This window comes from Neoroseomonas alkaliterrae (assembly GCF_014199195.1).
Lineage (GTDB): Bacteria > Pseudomonadota > Alphaproteobacteria > Acetobacterales > Acetobacteraceae > Neoroseomonas > Neoroseomonas alkaliterrae.
In genome coordinates, this window is record NZ_JACIJE010000002.1 from 71217 (window position 1) to 88061 (window position 16845).

General features: G+C 70.9%; 19 protein-coding genes. 8 read left to right on the top strand and 11 right to left on the bottom strand.

Translation table 11 applies throughout. From position 1 onward, the window contains the following. The first annotated feature begins 1 nt into the window (after nt 1). Nucleotides 2-886 (top strand): sulfite exporter TauE/SafE family protein, encoded by an 885-nt coding sequence (locus tag FHS88_RS03730; RefSeq protein ID WP_338146388.1) that lies wholly within the window; start codon nt 2-4, stop codon nt 884-886. 44 nt (nt 887-930) lie between these two features. Here the strand turns inward: FHS88_RS03730 and FHS88_RS03735 are convergent, their stop codons facing one another. Further along, complete coding sequence (locus FHS88_RS03735; protein ID WP_246419428.1) at nt 931-2547, bottom strand: long-chain-fatty-acid--CoA ligase; 1617 nt, start codon at nt 2545-2547, stop codon at nt 931-933. Nucleotides 2548-2799: 252 nt separating this feature from the next. On the opposite strand from FHS88_RS03735, the gene FHS88_RS03740 reads away from it, so the two are divergent. Together FHS88_RS03740 and FHS88_RS03745 are read left to right on the top strand one after the other, a co-directional pair. Then, complete coding sequence (locus FHS88_RS03740) at nt 2800-3189, top strand: rhodanese-like domain-containing protein (RefSeq protein WP_184482290.1); 390 nt, start codon at nt 2800-2802, stop codon at nt 3187-3189. Between the two features lie 43 nt (nt 3190-3232). After that, nucleotides 3233-3700: a DUF3237 family protein gene (locus tag FHS88_RS03745; RefSeq protein WP_211842364.1), complete on the top strand. Its 468-nt coding sequence runs from the start codon at nt 3233-3235 to the stop codon at nt 3698-3700. A gap of 24 nt (nt 3701-3724) precedes the next feature. On the opposite strand, the gene FHS88_RS03750 is transcribed toward FHS88_RS03745, so the two are convergent. Genes FHS88_RS03750 through FHS88_RS03765 form a run of 4 tightly spaced genes read right to left on the bottom strand, consistent with a single transcriptional unit; the run spans nt 3725 to nt 6706 of the window. Next, entirely contained in the window at nt 3725-4417 is a 693-nt protein-coding gene (locus FHS88_RS03750; protein ID WP_338146389.1) for an amino acid ABC transporter permease, read from the bottom strand. Continuing rightward, the gene (locus tag FHS88_RS03755; RefSeq protein WP_184481474.1) at nt 4405-5085 is read right to left on the bottom strand and encodes an amino acid ABC transporter permease; all 681 of its coding nucleotides are present in this window, start codon (nt 5083-5085) and stop codon (nt 4405-4407) included. Before FHS88_RS03755 ends, FHS88_RS03750 begins: the two co-directional genes overlap by 13 nt. A gap of 3 nt (nt 5086-5088) precedes the next feature. After that, nucleotides 5089-5832 carry an amino acid ABC transporter ATP-binding protein gene (locus FHS88_RS03760; protein ID WP_184481476.1) on the bottom strand — a complete coding sequence of 248 codons (744 nt, stop codon included), beginning with the start codon at nt 5830-5832 and terminating at the stop codon, nt 5089-5091. A 31-nt stretch (nt 5833-5863) separates the two neighbouring features. Continuing rightward, a complete protein-coding gene (locus tag FHS88_RS03765) occupies nt 5864-6706 on the bottom strand; it encodes a transporter substrate-binding domain-containing protein (RefSeq protein ID WP_184481478.1) in 843 nt (280 codons plus the stop codon). Nucleotides 6707-6854: 148 nt separating this feature from the next. On the opposite strand from FHS88_RS03765, the gene FHS88_RS03770 reads away from it, so the two are divergent. Then, nucleotides 6855-7061, top strand: a complete 207-nt coding sequence (locus tag FHS88_RS03770) for a hypothetical protein (protein WP_184481479.1) — start codon at nt 6855-6857, stop codon at nt 7059-7061. Here the strand turns inward: FHS88_RS03770 and FHS88_RS03775 are convergent. The 5 genes from FHS88_RS03775 to FHS88_RS03795 are packed head-to-tail and all read right to left on the bottom strand — an operon-like array spanning nt 7049 to nt 11987. Further along, nucleotides 7049-7720, bottom strand: coding sequence for an NUDIX hydrolase (locus FHS88_RS03775; protein WP_221244326.1), 672 nt, complete (start codon nt 7718-7720; stop codon nt 7049-7051). The two genes, FHS88_RS03770 and FHS88_RS03775, sit on opposite strands and share 13 nt — an antisense overlap. Beyond that, nucleotides 7713-8525: a nitroreductase family protein gene (locus FHS88_RS03780; protein ID WP_184481481.1), complete on the bottom strand. Its 813-nt coding sequence runs from the start codon at nt 8523-8525 to the stop codon at nt 7713-7715. The genes FHS88_RS03775 and FHS88_RS03780 overlap by 8 nt, the downstream gene beginning before the upstream one ends. Before the next feature lie 21 nt (nt 8526-8546). Then, nucleotides 8547-10598 (bottom strand): acetate--CoA ligase family protein, encoded by a 2052-nt coding sequence (locus FHS88_RS03785; RefSeq protein WP_184481483.1) that lies wholly within the window; start codon nt 10596-10598, stop codon nt 8547-8549. A gap of 7 nt (nt 10599-10605) precedes the next feature. Beyond that, entirely contained in the window at nt 10606-11055 is a 450-nt protein-coding gene (locus FHS88_RS20730; RefSeq protein WP_184481485.1) for a hypothetical protein, read from the bottom strand. A gap of 17 nt (nt 11056-11072) precedes the next feature. Continuing rightward, on the bottom strand, nt 11073-11987 hold the full coding sequence (locus FHS88_RS03795) for an SDR family NAD(P)-dependent oxidoreductase (protein ID WP_184481486.1): 915 nt from the start codon (nt 11985-11987) through the stop codon (nt 11073-11075). Between the two features lie 133 nt (nt 11988-12120). Here FHS88_RS03795 and FHS88_RS03800 point away from each other — a divergent pair, with 133 nt between their 5' ends. Together FHS88_RS03800 and FHS88_RS03805 are read left to right on the top strand one after the other, a co-directional pair. Then, a complete protein-coding gene (locus FHS88_RS03800; protein ID WP_184481488.1) occupies nt 12121-13422 on the top strand; it encodes an SAM-dependent methyltransferase in 1302 nt (433 codons plus the stop codon). After that, nucleotides 13419-13868, top strand: coding sequence for a GNAT family N-acetyltransferase (locus tag FHS88_RS03805; protein ID WP_184481489.1), 450 nt, complete (start codon nt 13419-13421; stop codon nt 13866-13868). The genes FHS88_RS03800 and FHS88_RS03805 overlap by 4 nt, the downstream gene beginning before the upstream one ends. On the opposite strand, the gene FHS88_RS03810 is transcribed toward FHS88_RS03805, so the two are convergent. Then, nucleotides 13865-14752, bottom strand: coding sequence for an alpha/beta fold hydrolase (locus FHS88_RS03810; protein ID WP_184481491.1), 888 nt, complete (start codon nt 14750-14752; stop codon nt 13865-13867). The genes FHS88_RS03805 and FHS88_RS03810 overlap by 4 nt on opposite strands. A 133-nt stretch (nt 14753-14885) precedes the next feature. Between FHS88_RS03810 and FHS88_RS03815 the strand changes: the two genes are divergently transcribed. Continuing rightward, a complete protein-coding gene (locus FHS88_RS03815) occupies nt 14886-15332 on the top strand; it encodes an SUF system Fe-S cluster assembly regulator (protein ID WP_184481493.1) in 447 nt (148 codons plus the stop codon). Nucleotides 15333-15346: 14 nt separating this feature from the next. After that, nucleotides 15347-16843, top strand: coding sequence for a Fe-S cluster assembly protein SufB (gene sufB, locus FHS88_RS03820; protein ID WP_184481495.1), 1497 nt, complete (start codon nt 15347-15349; stop codon nt 16841-16843). The last annotated feature ends 2 nt before the right edge of the window (nt 16844-16845 follow it).

A 16845-nucleotide genomic window follows, 5' to 3' on the forward strand; every position in this document is an offset into this window, starting at 1 on the left:
GGTGGATCAGCGTGTATGGCACGGCCCCTCGCCGCCGCCCATCCCGGACCACACCGCCATGGAACACCTGAACGACCCGATCTGGCTCTTGGCGCTCGCCGCGGCGATGGCCGCGACCGGGCTCGTCTCGGGCACGCTCGCGGGGCTGCTCGGCGTCGGCGGGGGCATCGTCATCGTGCCGCTGCTGTTCAACGTCTTCCCGCTGTTCGGCATACCGGAGAGCATCCAGATGAAGGTCGCGGTGGCGACCTCGCTCGCCACCATCATCCCGACCTCCATCCAGTCCGCGCGCAAGCACTTCGCCACGGGCACGATGGACGTGCCGCTGCTGCGCTCGATCTGGCCCTCCATGCTGGCCGGCGTGATGCTCGGCACCTTCCTCGCGGTCTATGTGCGGGGGGAGGGGCTGACGGCGGTCTTCGCCATGGTGGCGCTGCTGGTCGCGCTGAACATGGGCTTCACGGGGGTGGACTTCAAAATCACCGAGCGCGTGCCCGAGGGGCCGCCGCGGCAGGCGCTGGGCATCGGCATCGGCTCGGTCAGCGCGATGATGGGGATCGGCGGCGGGACGCTCGGCGTGCCGATCCTGTCCATGTGCGGGCACCCGATCCGCGCGGCGGTGGCCACGGCCTCGGCCTTCGGGCTGATCATCTCGATCCCGGCGACCATCGGCTTCATCTGGGGCGGATGGGGCGACCCGCTGCGGCCGCCCTTCTCGCTCGGCTACGTCAACCTGATCGGCTTCGCGCTGATCGCGCCGACCTCGATCCTGGCGACACCCTGGGGCGTGAAGCTCGCGCATTCCATCCCGCCGCTGTGGCTCAAGCGCGCCTTCGCGGTGTTCCTGGCGGTGACGAGCCTCAGGATGTTCTGGAGCCTGTTCTAGGCCGGTTTCCGCACGAGCCGGCCAGGCGGCCCTTGGCGCCCGCCCTAGCCGGGCGGGCGATGGTCGCGGAACATCTCCCTCAGCTTCGTCTTGAGGATCTTGCCCGTGGCCGTATGCGGGATCTCGTCCACCACCGCGAGGTCGTCCGGCAGCCACCACTTCGCAACCTTGTCGGCGAGGAAGTCGCGCATCTGCGCGAGGCTCGGCGGCGCGGCGCCGGGCTTCATGACCAGGATGAGCAGCGGCCGCTCGTCCCATTTCGGATCCTTCATCGCCACCACCGCGGCCTCGGCCACGCCGGGATAGCCGACCGCGGCATTCTCCAGCGCGATGGAGGAGATCCACTCCCCGCCCGACTTGATCACGTCCTTCGAGCGGTCGGTGATCTCCATGTAGCCGTGCTCGTCGATGGTCGCGACGTCGCCGGTGTCGAAGAAGCCTTCCTCGTCGAGCACCGCCTCGTCCTCGCGGCGGAAATAGGCGCGCGTGATGGCGGGGCCCCTGACCTTCAGCCGGCCGAAGGTGGCGCCGTCCCAGGGCAGGGGGCGGCCCGCATCGTCGGTGATCTTCATCTCGACCGTGTAGGGCGGCGTGCCCTGCTTGGCCTGCAGGCGCAGCATCTCCTCGCCCTTCAGATGCGCCACCTCCGGCTTGACCGCGAACAGCGTGCCCACGGGAGAGAGCTCGGTCATGCCCCAGGCATGGATCACCCGCACGCCGTATTTCTCCTGGTAGGCCTTGGTGATGGCGGGCGGGCAGGCCGAACCGCCGATCGCGACGCGCTGCATGGAATCGACGCGCCCGCCGGTGGCCTCGAGGTGCTGCAGGAGCATCATCCAGACGGTCGGCACGGCGGCGGAGAAGGTGACGCGCTCGCCCTCAATCAGCTCGTGCACCGAGGCGCCGTCGAGCTTCGCCCCGGGCATGACCAGCGCCGCACCGACCATCGGCGCGCAGAGCGGCAGCGACCAGCCATTCGCGTGGAACATCGGCACCACCGGCATGACCCGATCTGCCGCCGCGAGGCCGAAGGCGTCCACCTGGTTGCACACCATCGCGTGGATCACGTTCGAGCGGTGCGAATAGACCACGCCCTTGGGGTCGCCCGTGGTGCCGGAGGTGTAGCAGATGCCCGCCGCCGCCTGCTCCTCCACCTTGACCCAGGCGAAGTCGCCGTCCGCCGCCGCGATCCAGTCCTCGTAGGCGATGGCATTGCGCAGGCCGGTCTGGGGCATGTGCGCGGCGTCGGTCAGCACGACGAAGCGTTCGACCAGCGGCAGCTTCGCCGCGAGCTGCTCGATGAGCGGCACGAAGGTGAGGTCGAGCATCAGGATGCGGCTGCCCGCATGGTTGAGGATCCAGGCGATCTGCTCGGGGAAGAGCCGCGGATTGACCGTGTGATAGACGGCGCCCGCACCGGTGATGCCGTACCAGGCCTCGAGATGCCGCCAGGTGTTCCAGGCGAGAGTCGCGACGCGGTCCCCGGGGCGGATGCCCTCGCGGGCGAGGCGCTGCGCGACCCGCAGGGCGCGGGCGCGGACGGTGGCGTAGTCGGTGCGGTGGATCGGCCCCTCGACGGAGCGGCTGACCACCTCGCGCTTCGGGTGCTGGATGGCGGCATGGTCCAGCACCGTGTGCATGAGCAGAGGCCAGTCCTGCATCAGGCCGAGCATGGCGTTCCCTCCCTTCCTGGCCCGTCCCGCCCGTTCGGCGGGCGGCGGCTGCGCGGATGCGTGAAGGCTACACCGAATCCATGCCGCGTCAGGAGGCCGCCCCCGTACCGCGCCGGCCGGTGACCCCGGCCGGGGCGCGTTATTCCGGCGGTTGCCGAGCGTTCCGCGCCGCACCATTTTGCGGCAGGACGGGCGGATCGAGGAGCGACAGCCGTGGCAGGCGTGCCGGATATCGGGCCGATGGAGACCTGGCGGATCCTGAGCGAGGATCCCGAGGCGGCGCTGGTGGATGTGCGGACCGACGCGGAATGGACCTTCGTCGGGGTGCCGGACCTTTCCTCGATCGGCAAGCAGCCGGTGCTGATCCCGTGGCAGATCTATCCCACCATGCAGGTGAACACGCATTTCGCGGACCATCTGCGCAAGGCGGGGCTGACGCCGCTGCACCGGCTCTACTTCATCTGCCGGTCCGGGGCGCGTTCGCTCGCCGCGGCGCAGGCGGCGCAGGCGGCGGGTTTCCCGCACGCCTTCAACGTCGCGGACGGTTTCGAGGGGCCGGTGGACCCGGCAGGCCATCGCGGCACCGTGGCGGGCTGGAAGGCGGATGGGCTGCCCTGGCGGCAACGGTGAAGGCGGGGCATCCTTCCCTCATCGTCGAGGAGGGGAGATCGCCGTGACGCCACTGCCGCTGCAAACCGAGTTCCTGTTCCGCATGGTGCTGAGCGTCGGCGCGCCGCAGATGGCCGGCACCGCGCGCAACGGCGAGTTGCGGATCATCCCGGTCACCGGCGGCACGGCGGAGGGCCCGCGCTTCAAGGGCGAGGTCCTGCCCGGCACCGCCGCGGACTGGCTGCGCGTGGACCCGGATGGCACCGCGCACATGGATGTGCGGCTGACGCTGAAATCCGAGACGGGCGGCATCGTGTATGTCCAATACACCGGCATCCGCACCGGCACGCCCGAAGTGCTGGCTCGGCTCAACGCGGGCCAGCCGGTCGAGCCCTCGGAATACTATTTCCGCACCGCCGTGCGCTTCGAGACCGGCGCGCCCGAGCTCGCCTGGATGAACAAGGTCATCGCGATCGGGGTGGGCCAGCGGCCGCCGAGCGGGCCGACCTACGACGTCTATGCGGTGAGGTGATGCCGGCGGGGCCTCGCCCCGCCGCTACCTCCGCCCCGCGAGCTGGCGGTTCTCGAGCCGCGACAGCAGGCGCACCACCGGCCAGAGCAGGACGAAGTAGGCGACGGCGGCGGCCATGATCGGCGTCGCGTTGTAGGTCACGCTCTGCGCCTGGCGGGCCTGGAACAGCAGTTCCGGCAGCGCCACCACCGAGGCGATGGAGGTAAGCTTCACCACCTCCAGCGTGTTCGAGATCAGGTCCGGCAGCACGTTCCGCACCGCCTGCGGCAGCACGATGTAGGCCATCGCCTGCCCGCGGGTGAGGCCGGTGGAGCGCGCCGCCTCGATCTGCCCGCGCGGCACGCTCTCGATCCCGGCCCGCAGGATCTCCCCGTAATAGGCGCCGGTGTTGAGGAAGAAGCCGATCGCCACCGCCCCCCATGCGCCGACATCGAGCCCGATGAAGGGCAGCCCGGCGAAGATGAACACCAGCAGCACCAGCGGTGGCAGCGCGCGGAAGGTGTCCACCCAGACGCGCAGGGGCCATCTCACCCACGGGGTCGTCGCGGTGGAGAGCAGCGCGATCATCACCCCGCCCGCGAGGCCGAGCGGCACCACCAGCGCCGAGAGCAGCAGCGTCGCCTGGAAGCCCTGCCAGAGGATCGGCCAGGCCTCCTGCACGATCCGCCAGTTCAGGAAGGTCTCGAGGAAGACATCCATCGCCGCTAGCGCCGCCACGCGAAGCGCGTCTCGATCCAGCGGCCGAGCACGACGACGGGAAAGAACAGGATCAGGTAGGCGATGGCGCCGAGCGTCAGCGGCGAGGGGTTGAAGGAGAAGGAGACGCCCGCATTCGCCGCGCCGAGGATGTCCTGCACCGCGACCACGGAGGCGAGCGCCGTGCCCTTGGTGATGGCGATGGTGCGGTTGGTCAGCGGCGGGATGGTGATGCGCAGCGCCTGCGGCAGCACGACGAAGGCGAGCGTCTGCACGAAGCCGAGGCCGGTGGAGCGCGCCGCCTCCCACTGCCCCTTCGGCACCGAGGTGATGCCTGCCCAGAAGATCTCCTCGGCGAAGGCCATCAGCACCAGCGTCAGCGCGAGCCAGGAGGCGACGAAGCCCGAGAGTTCGATGCCCGCATTGGGCAGGCCGAAGAACAGCAGCACGATGATGACGAGCGGCGGCAGCGCGCGGAACAGGTCCACCGTGAAGACGATCAGCCAGTTCAGCGGCCTGAGGCCGAAGGCGCGCAGCACCGCGAGCAGCAGGCCGAGCGCGAGGCCCGCGACGATGATGAGCAGCGCCAGCCAGACCGTGAGGACGAAGCCGTCCACGATCTTCGGCAGGTATTCCGCCATGACGCGGGCGTTGAAGAAGCTGTCGGTGAAGCGCTCCCAGCCGGTCATGGCTCAGTGGCGTTCGATCTGGGAGATGAAGGCGCGGGTGCGCTCGTGCTGCGGGTTGGCGAAGATCTCGCCGGGCGGGCCGGTCTCGACGATCAGCCCGTCGGCCATGAACACCACGCGGTCGGCCGCGGCGCGGGCGAAGCCCATCTCATGGCTGACGACCACCATGGTCATGCCGTCCTCGCGCAACTCGCGCATCACCGCGAGCACGCCGCCGACCAGTTCCGGGTCCAGCGCGCTGGTCGGCTCGTCGAACAGCATCACGCGCGGTTCGAGCGCGATGGCGCGCGCGATGGCGACGCGCTGCTGCTGCCCGCCCGAAAGCTGTGCCGGGTAATGGTCCGCGCGGTCGGCAAGGTGGACGCGCTCGAGCGCGGCCTGGGCCTTGGCCTCGGCGTCCGCGCGGGGAAGGCCCTGCACCTTGCGCAGCGCCAGCGCGACATTCCCGAGTGCGGTCATGTGCGGGTAGAGGTTGAAGGACTGGAACACCATGCCGATGCGCTGGCGCGCCTTGTTGATGTCCGTGCGCGGGTCGAGCATGTCGATCCCGTCCACGGTGACGGAGCCGGCGGAAGGTTCCTCCAGCCGGTTCAGGCAGCGCAGCAGCGTGGACTTGCCGGACCCCGAGGGGCCGATCAGGAAGACGAGCTCCTTCTCCGCCACCTGAAGGTCCACGCCCCTGAGCACGTGCAGGTGGCCGAAATGCTTGTGGATCGCGCGCGCGTCCACGATCGGGGCGGGGCTCATGCGCCCCGCCTGGCGGCCCGGGAAAGGCGCATCAGCCGCAGTTCGGGTTCTGCGGCGTCGGGTCCCAGCCCGGCATGTCCGGCGGGCCGTAGCCGGGGAACTCGATGCGCTCGGCCTGGTCGGGGCCGGGGGCGTTGCCGAACCAGCGCTCGGACAGGCGCGCGATGGTGCCGTCGCGCTTCATGCAGGTCAGCACGTCCTCGACCTGGTTGCGCAGGGCGCCCGAGTCGCGGCGGAAGGGCGTGCCCCAGTGCAGGCGCGTGCCGGGGATGACCCAATCCGCCACATACTGCGGATTCCGGGAGGCCGAATACCGCACCACCGTGTTGCCCGAGAGGTTGGCATAGGCGCGGCCCTGGATGACCGCCTGCGCCGCGTCGGCCTGGCTGTCGAAGGCGAGCAGCGTGAGGTTCAGCCGCTCCCTGTTGCGCGTCACCCACTGTTCGTAGGGCGTGCCCTTGTTCACGCTGATGGTCTTGCCGCGCAGGTCCTCCTCCGAGCGGATCGGGGGGCTGCCGCGGCGGATGCCGAACTGCAGCTCGGTCCAGAGGTAGCCCTCGGTGAAGAGCAGCGCCTCCGCGCGCTCGCGCGTGACCGTGGTCGGCGCGCAGAGGAAGTCGTAGCGCCCCGCGTTCAGCGCCGGGATCAGGCCCGAGAAGGCCGCGCTGTCGATGATGATCTCGCGGCCCATGCGGCGCGCGACCTCGCGGAACAGGTCGATCTGGAAGCCCTGCACACCGCCCTGCAGCGAGGGGAAGGCGTGCGGGGCGAAGGTGCCGTCCACCGCGCAGCGCAGCGGCGGCTGGGCCTGCTGGGCGATGGCCGGACCTGCGACGGTGGCCGCGATCAGGGCGGCGGCAAGAAGCCTGCGCATGACGGAAACCTCCTCTTCACGCTTGTGGGCGGAGATTTCCAGATGGCTGCCCCGCTGTCCATGCGGGGCCGCGCCACAAACTTGCCGCGGAAGCGTCCCGCTGCCGCCGTTGCGGGCAGTTCCACTCCAGGATGAACGGAGCGTCGCCATGCCCATCATCCCGCTGATCCTGATCGCCGCCGGCTTCGCCGGGAACCTGCTGCTCGTCGTGCTCCTGCTGGGCGACGCGACGGCGCCGGGGCGCATGCCGCTCGCCGTGGCGGCGGTGCTGGCGCTCGGCGGGGCGGGGCTGATGCTGGCGGGGCTGAGGATGCTGGAGCCGCGCCGGCGCGAGGGGCTCGATCAGCGCTCCTGATGCCGATTGTCCATGCCGCGGAACACGATCAGCGGCCGCGTCGCGCGGCGGCGCGGGGACATCTCCAGCCAGTCGAGGAACTCGACCAGCACCTTGCCGGTGATGTCCGCGACGTGATGGCGGTGCGCGGCCTCGGGCGTGTACCAGCCGAGGTTCTCGAGCTCCCCTGAACCGGCGATCTCGCCCTGCACCGCCTCGGCCGGCGCGGCGAGGAAGCGGGCGTTGAATCGGATCGGCCGCCCGCCGGGGGTGACCGCACGGCATACGTAGTGCAGGGAAGCGAGATCGGCCGCGACCCCATCCCCCTGCCGCCGCCCGAGCACGAGGCCCGTCTCCTCGAACAGTTCCCGCGCCGCGGCGATGCCGATGGCGCGCGCGCGGCCCGGCGTTGCGCGGCGTTCGAGCATCCGCCGCGTGACGGGCTGCAACTCGCTGGCGGCGGGCTGGCGGTGGTCGTCGGGATCCACCCGGCCGCCCGGGAAGACCATCACATCGGGCATGAACCTGTGGCGCGCATGGCGCCTGCCCATCAGCACCTCCGGCCCCCTCGGGCCGATGCGCCAGAGGATCAGGCTGGCGGCGTCGCGCGGGCGCACGGTCCGGCGCGCATGGCCCTCGGCATCCGCGCCGCCGGGATTGTCGGCGGTCGGGTCAGTCAAGCGCGAAGCCCCTCAGGCGCAGCCAGGCGCGGAAACCGAAGCGTTCGGGCACGCTCAACTGCCGCGCGGCGTTCTCCGACCATGTGCAGCCCCCGGGCGCGGGGCCGTGCACCTCCGGGTAGCGCGGCTTCTGCCTCGGGCGCAGCGCGTCATAGGCGGCGAGCGCCTCGGCCAGGCCCGCATCGTCGTAGTGCTCGCGATGGATCACGACCGAGGGCGGCAGCCGCGGCGTCGGCTCGTTGCGCGCCTCGGGCCAGCCGAGCGTCAGCCCGGCGACCGGATAGACGCCTTCGGGCAGGCGGAAGAGCGGGCCCACCTTCTCGAGGTGGTTGCGGACGTAGGAGATCGGGCAGGTGCCGAGGCCCTCCGCATCCGCCGCCGCGATCGCCATGCCCATCGCCAGCGCCGCATCCACCGCGGTGTTGAGGAAGGTGTCCATGCCGTTGTTGGCATGGGTGCGGCCGTGCCGCTCGCAGGCGCGCTGGCCGCGGCGCATGTCGCCGCAGAACAGGAGGAAGACCGGCGCCTCCTTGATCCAGGGCATGGTGCCGATCCAGTCGGCGACCTGGCCGATCTTGGCCGCGTCGCGCGTGACGACGATCGAATACTGCTGCAGGTCGGACTTGGACGGCGCGGATTGCGCGGCGGCGAGGATGGTGTCGAGCAGCGGGTCGGGCACCGGATCCGGGCGGTAGCGGCGCGTCACGCGGCGGTCGAGCAGCGCGGCGAGGGCGGGCGCCAGCGCGGCCGGCGGCTCGAAGGGCAGGCTGCCGTAACGGGCGCGGATCAGGTCGGCGGGGCTCATGGCGCTACCCTCGCATGCGGTTCAGGCGCGGACCACCCAGGCATCGGCCACCGTCACGCCCTGGCCTTCGGCGTGGATGATGAGCGGGTTGATCTCCGCCTCCGCCACCTCGGGCAGGGCGGCGAGGCGCGAGGCGGCGACGATCGCCCGCGCGAGGGCCTCGAGGTCGCCCCGCGGCAGGCCGCGCCAGCCGGACAGCGGTAGCAGGCCCTTCACCTCCGCGATCATGGCGCGCGCCTGCTCGATCCCGACCGGGGCGCAGCGCAGCGCGGTGTCGCGGTGAAGTTCCGCCATCACGCCACCGGCGCCGACCAGCACCATGGGGCCGGTCTCGGGGTCGCGGCGGAAGCCGAGGATGGCCTCGGCGAGGCCCTTCGCCATGGGCTGGACCAGGAAGCCGGTGATGCGGGCGCCCGGCGCCCTGGACGCGACGCGGGCGGCCATGGCCTCGGCCTCCGCGCGCAGCGCCGCAGCATCGGGGATGCCGAGCGCGACGCCGCCGACCTCCGTCTTGTGGGCGAGATCGGGCGAGAGGATCTTCAGCGCCACCGGGAAGCGCAATCCCTCGGGCAGATCGGCGGGGCCCGCCATCACCGCGAAGCCGCTCTCGAGGCCGAGCGCGGCGAAGAGGCGGCGCGCATCGGCCTCGTCGGGCCGCACGGGCAGCGCGTGCGGGATTGCGGAGGCCTCTTGCACGGGGGCCGGTGCCCGCCAGTCGAGGAAGGCGCGGATCACATCGGCGCAGGATTCCGGCGTGCGGAAGGCCGGGATGCCGGCCTCGCCCAGCATGCGCAGCGAGACATCGGCCTGCGGCACGAGGAAGGCCGCGACGGGCTTCGCCAGCCCTGCCCTGGCCGCGCCGAGGATGCCCGCCACCGCGTCATGCGGCCGGAACTGCGCCGAGGATCCGATCACTGACAGCGCCAGGTCCGTGTCCGGGTCGGAGGCTAGCGCGGAGAGTGCGGCCTGCACCTTGTCCGCCCGCGTGCCGGCCAGCGTGACGTCGATCATCCGCCCATGATGCGGCAGGCCGGCGGCCTTGAGGCCTTCCACCGCGGTTTCGTTCGGCGCGCGCGTCTCGATGCCGGCGACGCCGAGCGCATCCACCGCCATCGCCCCGCCGCCGCCGGTGGTGGTCATCACCGAGACGGCGCGCTTCGGCGCGGCGAGCGGCCTGCGCCCGATGAACAGGGCAGGGGCTTCGAGCAGCGCCTCGATCATCGTCACCCGGGCGATGCCGTGGGCGCGGAAGAAGGCGTCGGCGGCGGCATCCGAGCCGGCCAGCGCGCCGGTGTGGCTGTTCGCCAGTTCCGCGCCGAAGGCCGAGCGGCCGAGCTTGTAGGCGATGATCGGCTTGCCCGCCGCATGCGCCCGCCGCGCCGCCTCGGCGAGCAGATCGGCGCGGCGGATGGCTTCGAGGAACAGCAGGATGGCATCCACCTGCGGGTCGTCCACCAGCAGGCCGGCGATCTCGCTCGCCGTCAGGTCCGCCTCGTTGCCGGTGCTGATCAGGTGGGAGAAGCCGAGGCCGCGCGCCGCGCCGCGCGCCATGATGGCGCCGAGCATCGAGCCCGACTGGGAGACCAGCGCGAGGCGGCCTGCGGGCAGGCTCTCCGCCTCCAGCGCCGCGTTCACCGAACACGCGGTGCGGCTGTTCAGGTTGATCAGCCCCATCGAGTTTGGCCCGAGGATGCGCACGCCGGCCGCCCGCGCGGTGGCGAGCAGCCGCGCCTGCCGCGCCTGGCCCTCGGGCCCGGCCTCGGCGAAGCCGTCGGCCAGGATCGCCGCGACCGGGATGCCCTTGGCCGCGACATCGGCGATGACGCCTTCGACATGCTCGGTGCCGAGCAGCAGATAGGCGAGGTCCACCGGTCCGGGGATGTCGGCGATGCTGGCGTAGGACGTCTCGCCGAGCACCGTCGCGGCGCGCGGGTTCACCGGGTAGAGCGCGCCGTCGAAGCCGTGCTTGCGGAGGTAGATCTGCGCGCGCGCGGTCAGCCGCGCCGGATCGGCCGAGGCGCCGACAAGCGCGATGCGGCGCGGGTTGAGCAGGGCGGAGGCGAGGGCGGTCATGCGGGGCTCATCCGGTCTGGCGGGCGGCGGGTGCGACGCAGGTTTCGGGCACGGCGACAGAGGGCGCGACGTGCAGGGCGAGGTAGGCAGGCGCCGGCGCGTCCTCCGCCAGGCGCTCGAGCGCAGGGCCGTGCAGGCTGATGCCGCCCTGCGCGATGCGTTGCCGCGTCGCGGCCCGCGCGAGCAGTTCGCGCGTCGGCCGCAGCACCACGGCACGGTGGCCCGGCGCGAGGCCGGGCAGGCCGTCGAACAGGACCGTCGCGTGCAGCCGCGCCCAGGGGAGGTTCGATGGTAGCGCGCCGAGATGGCGCGCCTCCGCCGCGAAGGCGCAGGGGGCGGCGCGGAGCGGGGCTTCCAGCGCCGTGGTGGGCGCGAGGCGCTGGACGGCATCCAGCACCGCGCGCGGCGCCTCGGCGGCGGCGGGCAGGGTGGCGGCGCAGAACGCGGCCGCCGCCACCCGCCGCATCGCGATCGTCAGATCGGATCCCAGCAGAACACGTCGCCGGACCGCTCGAGCTTCGAGAAGGCCTGCGAGAGAGAGGGCAGCGCATATTCGGCGATAGCCTCGGGCGTCCAGCCGTTCTCGCGATGGACGGACTTGATCGGGCGGATCTGGGAATAGACGAAGAGCTCGTTCATGCGCGGGGAGAAGATCTGCCCCGTCACGTCCTTCGCCGCGTCGGAGGCCAGGAAGACCGCGAGCGGGGCGTTCTTGTCCGGCGTCATCTGCATGATGCGCTCCACGCGGCGCTTCTGCTCGGGCGTCTCGGCCGGGATGGTGCCGGTCATCCGGCTCCAGGCGAAGGGCGCGATGCAGTTCGAGCGCACGTTGAAGCGCGCCATGTCGAGCGCGATGGACTTCGACAGCCCGACGATGCCGAGCTTGGCGGCCGAGTAGTTCGCCTGGCCGAAATTGCCGATCAGGCCGGAGGTCGAGGACATGTGCACATAGGCGCCGGACTGCTGCTGGCGGAAATGCGTGGCCGCGGCGCGCGAGACGTAGAACGAACCGTTGAGGTGGACGGCGATCACCGCGTCCCATTCCTCGGGCGTCATGCGGTGGAAGATCTGATCACGCAGGATGCCGGCATTGTTCACCACGATGTCGATGCGGCCGAAGTGGTCGAGCGCGGCCTGCACGATCTTCTGCGCCGAGGCCCAGGTGGCGACGCTGTCGGTGCTGATCTCGGCCTGGCCGCCGTTCTGCGCGATGATCGCCTTGGTCTGCTGCGCGGGCGTGGCGTCCTGGCCCTCGCCCGAGACGGAGGCGCCGACATCGTTGATGATCACCTTCGCGCCCTGCTGGGCCATCATGATGGCGATCTCGCGCCCGATGCCGTTGCCGGCCCCCGTCACGATCGCGACCTTGCCCTCGAGCATGTTCGGCATGCGGCGTTCCCTCCTGCGGTGTCTTGCCCCGCCGGTTCTAGACCCGGGCCTTGCGCGCGTGAAGCCGGGTTGCCCCGCGGGCATGCCAGCCCCTAGAACCGCGCTCGCGAAGGGCAGGGCGGGACCGGCGGGCATGGCCATGGCAGATCGGCGCATCGCGGGCGTGCAGCGCCTGATCCGCCATGTGGCGGAGGTCGCGCCGCTCGACCTCTCGGTGCGGCTGTGGGACGGCTCGGTCCTGCCGCTCGGGCCCGGGGCGGGGGCGGGCCTGATGCTTGTTGTCTCCTCCCCGGCGGCGCTGACGCGGCTGGTGCGCCGGCCGAGGCTGACGACGGTGGTCGAGCTGATCGCCGAGGGCGCGATCGACCTCGAGGGCGGCACGCTGCTCGACCTTGCCGCGCGCATCGAGGGCTCGACGCGCGGCATGGCCCGGCGCATCGACAAGATGCTCGCGGCGCGGGCGCTGCTGCCCTTCCTCTTCGGCCCCGGGGGCGCCGGGCAGGGCCATGCCTATGCCGGCGCGCAGGCCGAGAAGCACGGCCGCGGCCGCGACGACCGCGCCCTGGTGCAGTTCCACTACGACCTGTCCAACGCCTTCTACGCGCTCTTCCTCGACCCCGAGATGGTCTATTCCTGCGCCTATTTCCCCGACTGGAGCGCGGACATCGCGACGGCGCAGAAGGCCAAGCTCGAGATGATCTGCCGCAAGCTGCGCCTCAGGCCCGGCGAGAGGATGCTCGACATCGGCTGCGGCTGGGGCGGGCTCGTCTGCCACGCCGCGCAGCATCACGGCGTGAAGGCGCATGGCGTGACGCTCTCCAGGGCGCAGCACGATTTCGCGGTGGAGAAGGTCCGCCGCCTCGGCCTGCAGGACCGCGTGACGATCGAGCTGCGCGACTTCCGCGATCTCGCGGGGTTGGAGTTCGAAAAGATCGCCTCCATCGGCATGTACGAGCATGTCGGCCTCGCGAACCGCGAGGGCTATTTCGCGCAGATCCGCGCGCTGCTGCGCCCGCGCGGCATCTACCTGCACCACGCGATCACCCGCCCCGCAAAGCGCGACGCGCGCGCCTTCCGACGCAAGAGGCCCGAATACTCGGCGGTGGTGAATTACGTCTTCCCCGGCAGCGAACTCGACCACATCGGCAACACGGTGCAGGACCTCGAGCGGTCGGGCTTCGAGGTGCATGACGTCGAGGGATGGCGCGAGCATTACGGGCGGACCTGCCGGCTCTGGACCGAGCGCCTCTACGCCAACCGCGCTGCGGCGGAGGCGGAGGTGGGCGCGGCGCGCACGCGGCTGTGGCTGCTCTACCTTGCCGGCGTCTGCCTGGGCTTCGAGCGCGGCACCATCGGCATCTTCCAGACGGTGGCGACGAAGCGGGCGCGCGGCGCCGCGGGCCTGCCGCCGACGCGGGCGGATCTCTACGCATGAGCGCGCTTCTGTTCCGGCGCGCCACGGCCGCCGACGTGCCGGCCATCGTCGCCCTGCTGGCCGACGACGTGCTGGGCGCGGCGCGCGAAGCGCCTGGCGATCCGGCCTATGACGCCGCCTTCGCGGCGATCGAGGCCTCGCCCAACGAGTTGCTCGCCGTCGCCGAGCGCGACGGCCGGGTGGTCGGCTGCCTGCAGATCACCTTCCTGCCCGGCCTGTCGCATCGCGGCGCCTGGCGAGGGCAGATCGAGGGCGTGCGGATCGCGGCGGGCGAGCGCGGCAGCGGGCTCGGCCGGCGGATGCTGGCCTGGGCGGTCGAGCAGTGCCGCGCGCGCGGCTGCCGGATGGTGCAGCTCACCACCAACAAGACACGGGCGGATGCGCGGCGCTTCTACGAATCCCTCGGCTTCCGGGCGAGCCACGAGGGCATGAAGCTCGATCTCTAGCTGCCCTTCGCGGCGATGATCGCGCCGCTCATGCTCTCCGGGATGCGCGGGCGCCAGGTGCCGGCGTCCACATGCGTGATGAAGTCGAGCACCGCGCGGTTGAAGGCGTCCGGATCCTCGAGGTTCATGGTGTGCCCGCATTTCGGCATCACCAGCAGCGCGCTCGTCGGGATGGTGCGCTTGAGGAAGAGCGAGGGCTCGAGCGTTGGGTCGTCCTCGTCGCCGGCGATGATGAAGGTCGGCAGCGTCATGGCGCGGAAGCCGTCCTCGAGGTCGGAGAGCGCAGGCCGTTCGCGCTGCACGCCCATCATCGTGGCGGCGGAGCCCTCCGCCGAATGTTCCATGAGCTGCGCGCGGAACTCGGCATAGCCGCGCGGATCCTTCTCCTCGAAGATCAGCCGGGTCGGGCCGCGGGCGTAGACGGCGCCCATCTCCCGCATTCCCTCGGCGCGGATGCGCCTCGCGGTCGCCTCGACCTCGGCGCGGAACTGCTCGCGCTTGCCCGGGGCCGCGCCGTAGCCGACGCCCGCGGCCGTCAGGCTGCGCGCGAGCGCGGGATAGCGCAGGCCGAGATGCAGCGTGGCGAAGGCGCCCATCGAGAGGCCCACCACATGCGCCCTGCCAAGGCCGAGCCCGTTGATGACCGCCGCGATGTCGTCGGTGGCGCGGTCCTGGCTGTAGGCGGCGGGATCCGACGGCACGGAGGAGGGCGGATAGCCGCGCGCGGCATAGGCGATGCAGCGGTAGCGGCGGGCGAAGAAGCGCAGCTGCGGCTCCCAGGAGCGGTGGTCGCCCGCGAATTCGTGCACGAAGACGATCGGGATGCCGCTGCCGGCCTCCTCATAGTGGAGGTCCACGCCGTCATCGGTGCGGATCGTCGGCATCCCAGGGGCTCCGTGCTCTGCCCGCGCAGGATGGAAGCGCCATCACGGCCCGTCCAGGCGCCTTGACAGGGGGCGTTGCAGGGCGCATCTGCAAACCGTACCTATGCGGTCCTGTTTCAGGAGGCCAACGGCCGTGCTGCGGCTGTCGAAGTTCACCGACTATGCCGTCGTGGTCCTGACCCGGCTGGAGGAGGCCGAGGAAGGCGGGGTGCTGACCGCCCCGGGCCTTGCCGCGGCCACGGGCCTCGGGGAGCCGACGGTGTCGAAGGTGCTCAAGATCCTGTCGCATGCGGGGCTCGTGGAGAGCCGGCGCGGCGCGGCCGGCGGCTATCGCCTCACGCGCCCGCTTTCGCAGATGCCACTGACCGAGGTGATCGCCGCGATAGACGGCCCCATCGCGTTGACGGCCTGTGTGGACAATTCCTTCGGCGTCTGCGACGCCGAGGCGACCTGCCCCGTGCGCGGCCGCTGGGACCCTGTGAACGACGCCATCCGCCGGGCGCTGTCCGGCATTTCCATCGCCGACCTCGCGGGGGCGCCGCCCGGCCTGCCGCATGCCGCGCCGGTCGCCGCCGAGTAGGACGGAGAGAAGCCATGCCCGCCGTCACCGAGACGATCGAAACCGTCCAGTCCGTCACCGAGTCCGGCTACAAGTGGGGCTTCGAGACGGACATCGAGATGGAGTTCGCCCCGAAGGGGCTGAACGAGGAGATCGTCCGCTTCATCAGCGCCAAGAAGAACGAGCCCGAATGGCTGCTCGAATGGCGTCTGCGCGCCTTCGCCGCCTGGAAGGCGATGGAGGAGCCGCGCTGGGCGGCGGTGAAGTATCCGCCGATCGACTACCAGGACAGCTACTACTACGCCGCGCCGAAGCAGAAGAAGGCGCCGAAGTCGCTCGACGAGGTGGATCCCGAACTGTTGCGGACCTACGAGAAGCTCGGCATCCCGCTGCGCGAGCAGGCTATCCTGGCCGGCGTCGAGGGCGCGGGCGAGACGCCGGCGGAAGGACGCATGCCGGTCGCGGTGGACGCGGTGTTCGACAGCGTCTCCGTGGCGACCACCTTCAAGGATCGGCTGGAGAAGGAAGGCATCGTCTTCTGCTCGATCAGCGAGGCGGTGCAGACGCATCCCGAACTGGTCCGCAAGTATCTCGGCACCGTGGTGCCGCAGGGCGACAACTTCTTCGCCGCGCTGAACAGCGCGGTCTTCACCGATGGATCCTTCGTCTACATCCCCAAGGGCGTGCGCTGCCCGATGGAGCTGTCCACCTATTTCCGCATCAACGCCAAGAGCACCGGGCAGTTCGAGCGCACGCTGATCGTCGCCGACGAGGGCTCCTACGTCTCGTACCTGGAAGGCTGCACGGCCCCGATGCGCGACGAGAACCAGCTGCACGCCGCGGTGGTCGAACTGGTCGCGATGGATGACGCGACCATCAAGTATTCCACCGTGCAGAACTGGTATCCCGGCGATGCCGAGGGGCGTGGCGGGATCTACAACTTCGTCACCAAGCGCGGCGCCTGCCGCGGCGCGCGGTCGAAGATCTCCTGGACGCAGGTGGAGACGGGCTCGGCCATTACCTGGAAGTATCCCTCCTGCATCCTGCAGGGGGAGGATTCGGTGGGCGAGTTCTACTCCGTCGCCATCACCAACAACTACCAGCAGGCCGATACCGGCACGAAGATGTTCCACATCGGCCCGCGGACGAAGTCCACGATCGTCTCGAAGGGCATCAGCGCGGGGCACGGGCAGAACACCTATCGCGGCCTGGTGCGCATCGGCGCCAAAGCGCATGGCGCGCGCAACTTCACCCAGTGCGACAGCCTGCTGATCGGCGATCTCTGCGGGGCGCATACCGTGCCCTACATCGAGAACCGGTGCCTGTCGGCCAAGGTGGAGCACGAGGCGACCACCAGCCGCATCGCCGAGGACCAGCTCTTCTACTGCCGCCAGCGCGGGCTGACGGAGGAAGAGGCTGTGGGCCTCATCGTCAACGGCTTCTGCCGCGAGGTGCTGAAGGAACTCCCGATGGAGTTCGCGGTCGAGGCGCAGAAGCTGCTCCAGATTTCTCTCGAAGGTTCCGTGGGCTGACC

What these genes read in the sequence shown, in the direction of transcription:
- FHS88_RS03735 (WP_246419428.1), bottom strand. Translation starts at nt 2,547, where the DNA reads ATGCAGGACTGGCCTCTGCTCATGCACACGGTGCTGGACCATGCCGCC.
- FHS88_RS03740 (WP_184482290.1), top strand. Translation starts at nt 2,800, where the DNA reads ATGGAGACCTGGCGGATCCTGAGCGAGGATCCCGAGGCGGCGCTGGTG.
- FHS88_RS03755 (WP_184481474.1), bottom strand. Translation starts at nt 5,085, where the DNA reads ATGACCGGCTGGGAGCGCTTCACCGACAGCTTCTTCAACGCCCGCGTC.
- FHS88_RS03760 (WP_184481476.1), bottom strand. Translation starts at nt 5,832, where the DNA reads ATGAGCCCCGCCCCGATCGTGGACGCGCGCGCGATCCACAAGCATTTC.
- FHS88_RS03765 (WP_184481478.1), bottom strand. Translation starts at nt 6,706, where the DNA reads ATGCGCAGGCTTCTTGCCGCCGCCCTGATCGCGGCCACCGTCGCAGGT.
- FHS88_RS03770 (WP_184481479.1), top strand. Translation starts at nt 6,855, where the DNA reads ATGCCCATCATCCCGCTGATCCTGATCGCCGCCGGCTTCGCCGGGAAC.
- FHS88_RS03780 (WP_184481481.1), bottom strand. Translation starts at nt 8,525, where the DNA reads ATGAGCCCCGCCGACCTGATCCGCGCCCGTTACGGCAGCCTGCCCTTC.
- FHS88_RS03785 (WP_184481483.1), bottom strand. Translation starts at nt 10,598, where the DNA reads ATGACCGCCCTCGCCTCCGCCCTGCTCAACCCGCGCCGCATCGCGCTT.
- FHS88_RS03795 (WP_184481486.1), bottom strand. Translation starts at nt 11,987, where the DNA reads ATGCCGAACATGCTCGAGGGCAAGGTCGCGATCGTGACGGGGGCCGGC.
- FHS88_RS03800 (WP_184481488.1), top strand. Translation starts at nt 12,121, where the DNA reads ATGGCCATGGCAGATCGGCGCATCGCGGGCGTGCAGCGCCTGATCCGC.
- FHS88_RS03805 (WP_184481489.1), top strand. Translation starts at nt 13,419, where the DNA reads ATGAGCGCGCTTCTGTTCCGGCGCGCCACGGCCGCCGACGTGCCGGCC.
- FHS88_RS03810 (WP_184481491.1), bottom strand. Translation starts at nt 14,752, where the DNA reads ATGCCGACGATCCGCACCGATGACGGCGTGGACCTCCACTATGAGGAG.
- sufB (WP_184481495.1), top strand. Translation starts at nt 15,347, where the DNA reads ATGCCCGCCGTCACCGAGACGATCGAAACCGTCCAGTCCGTCACCGAG.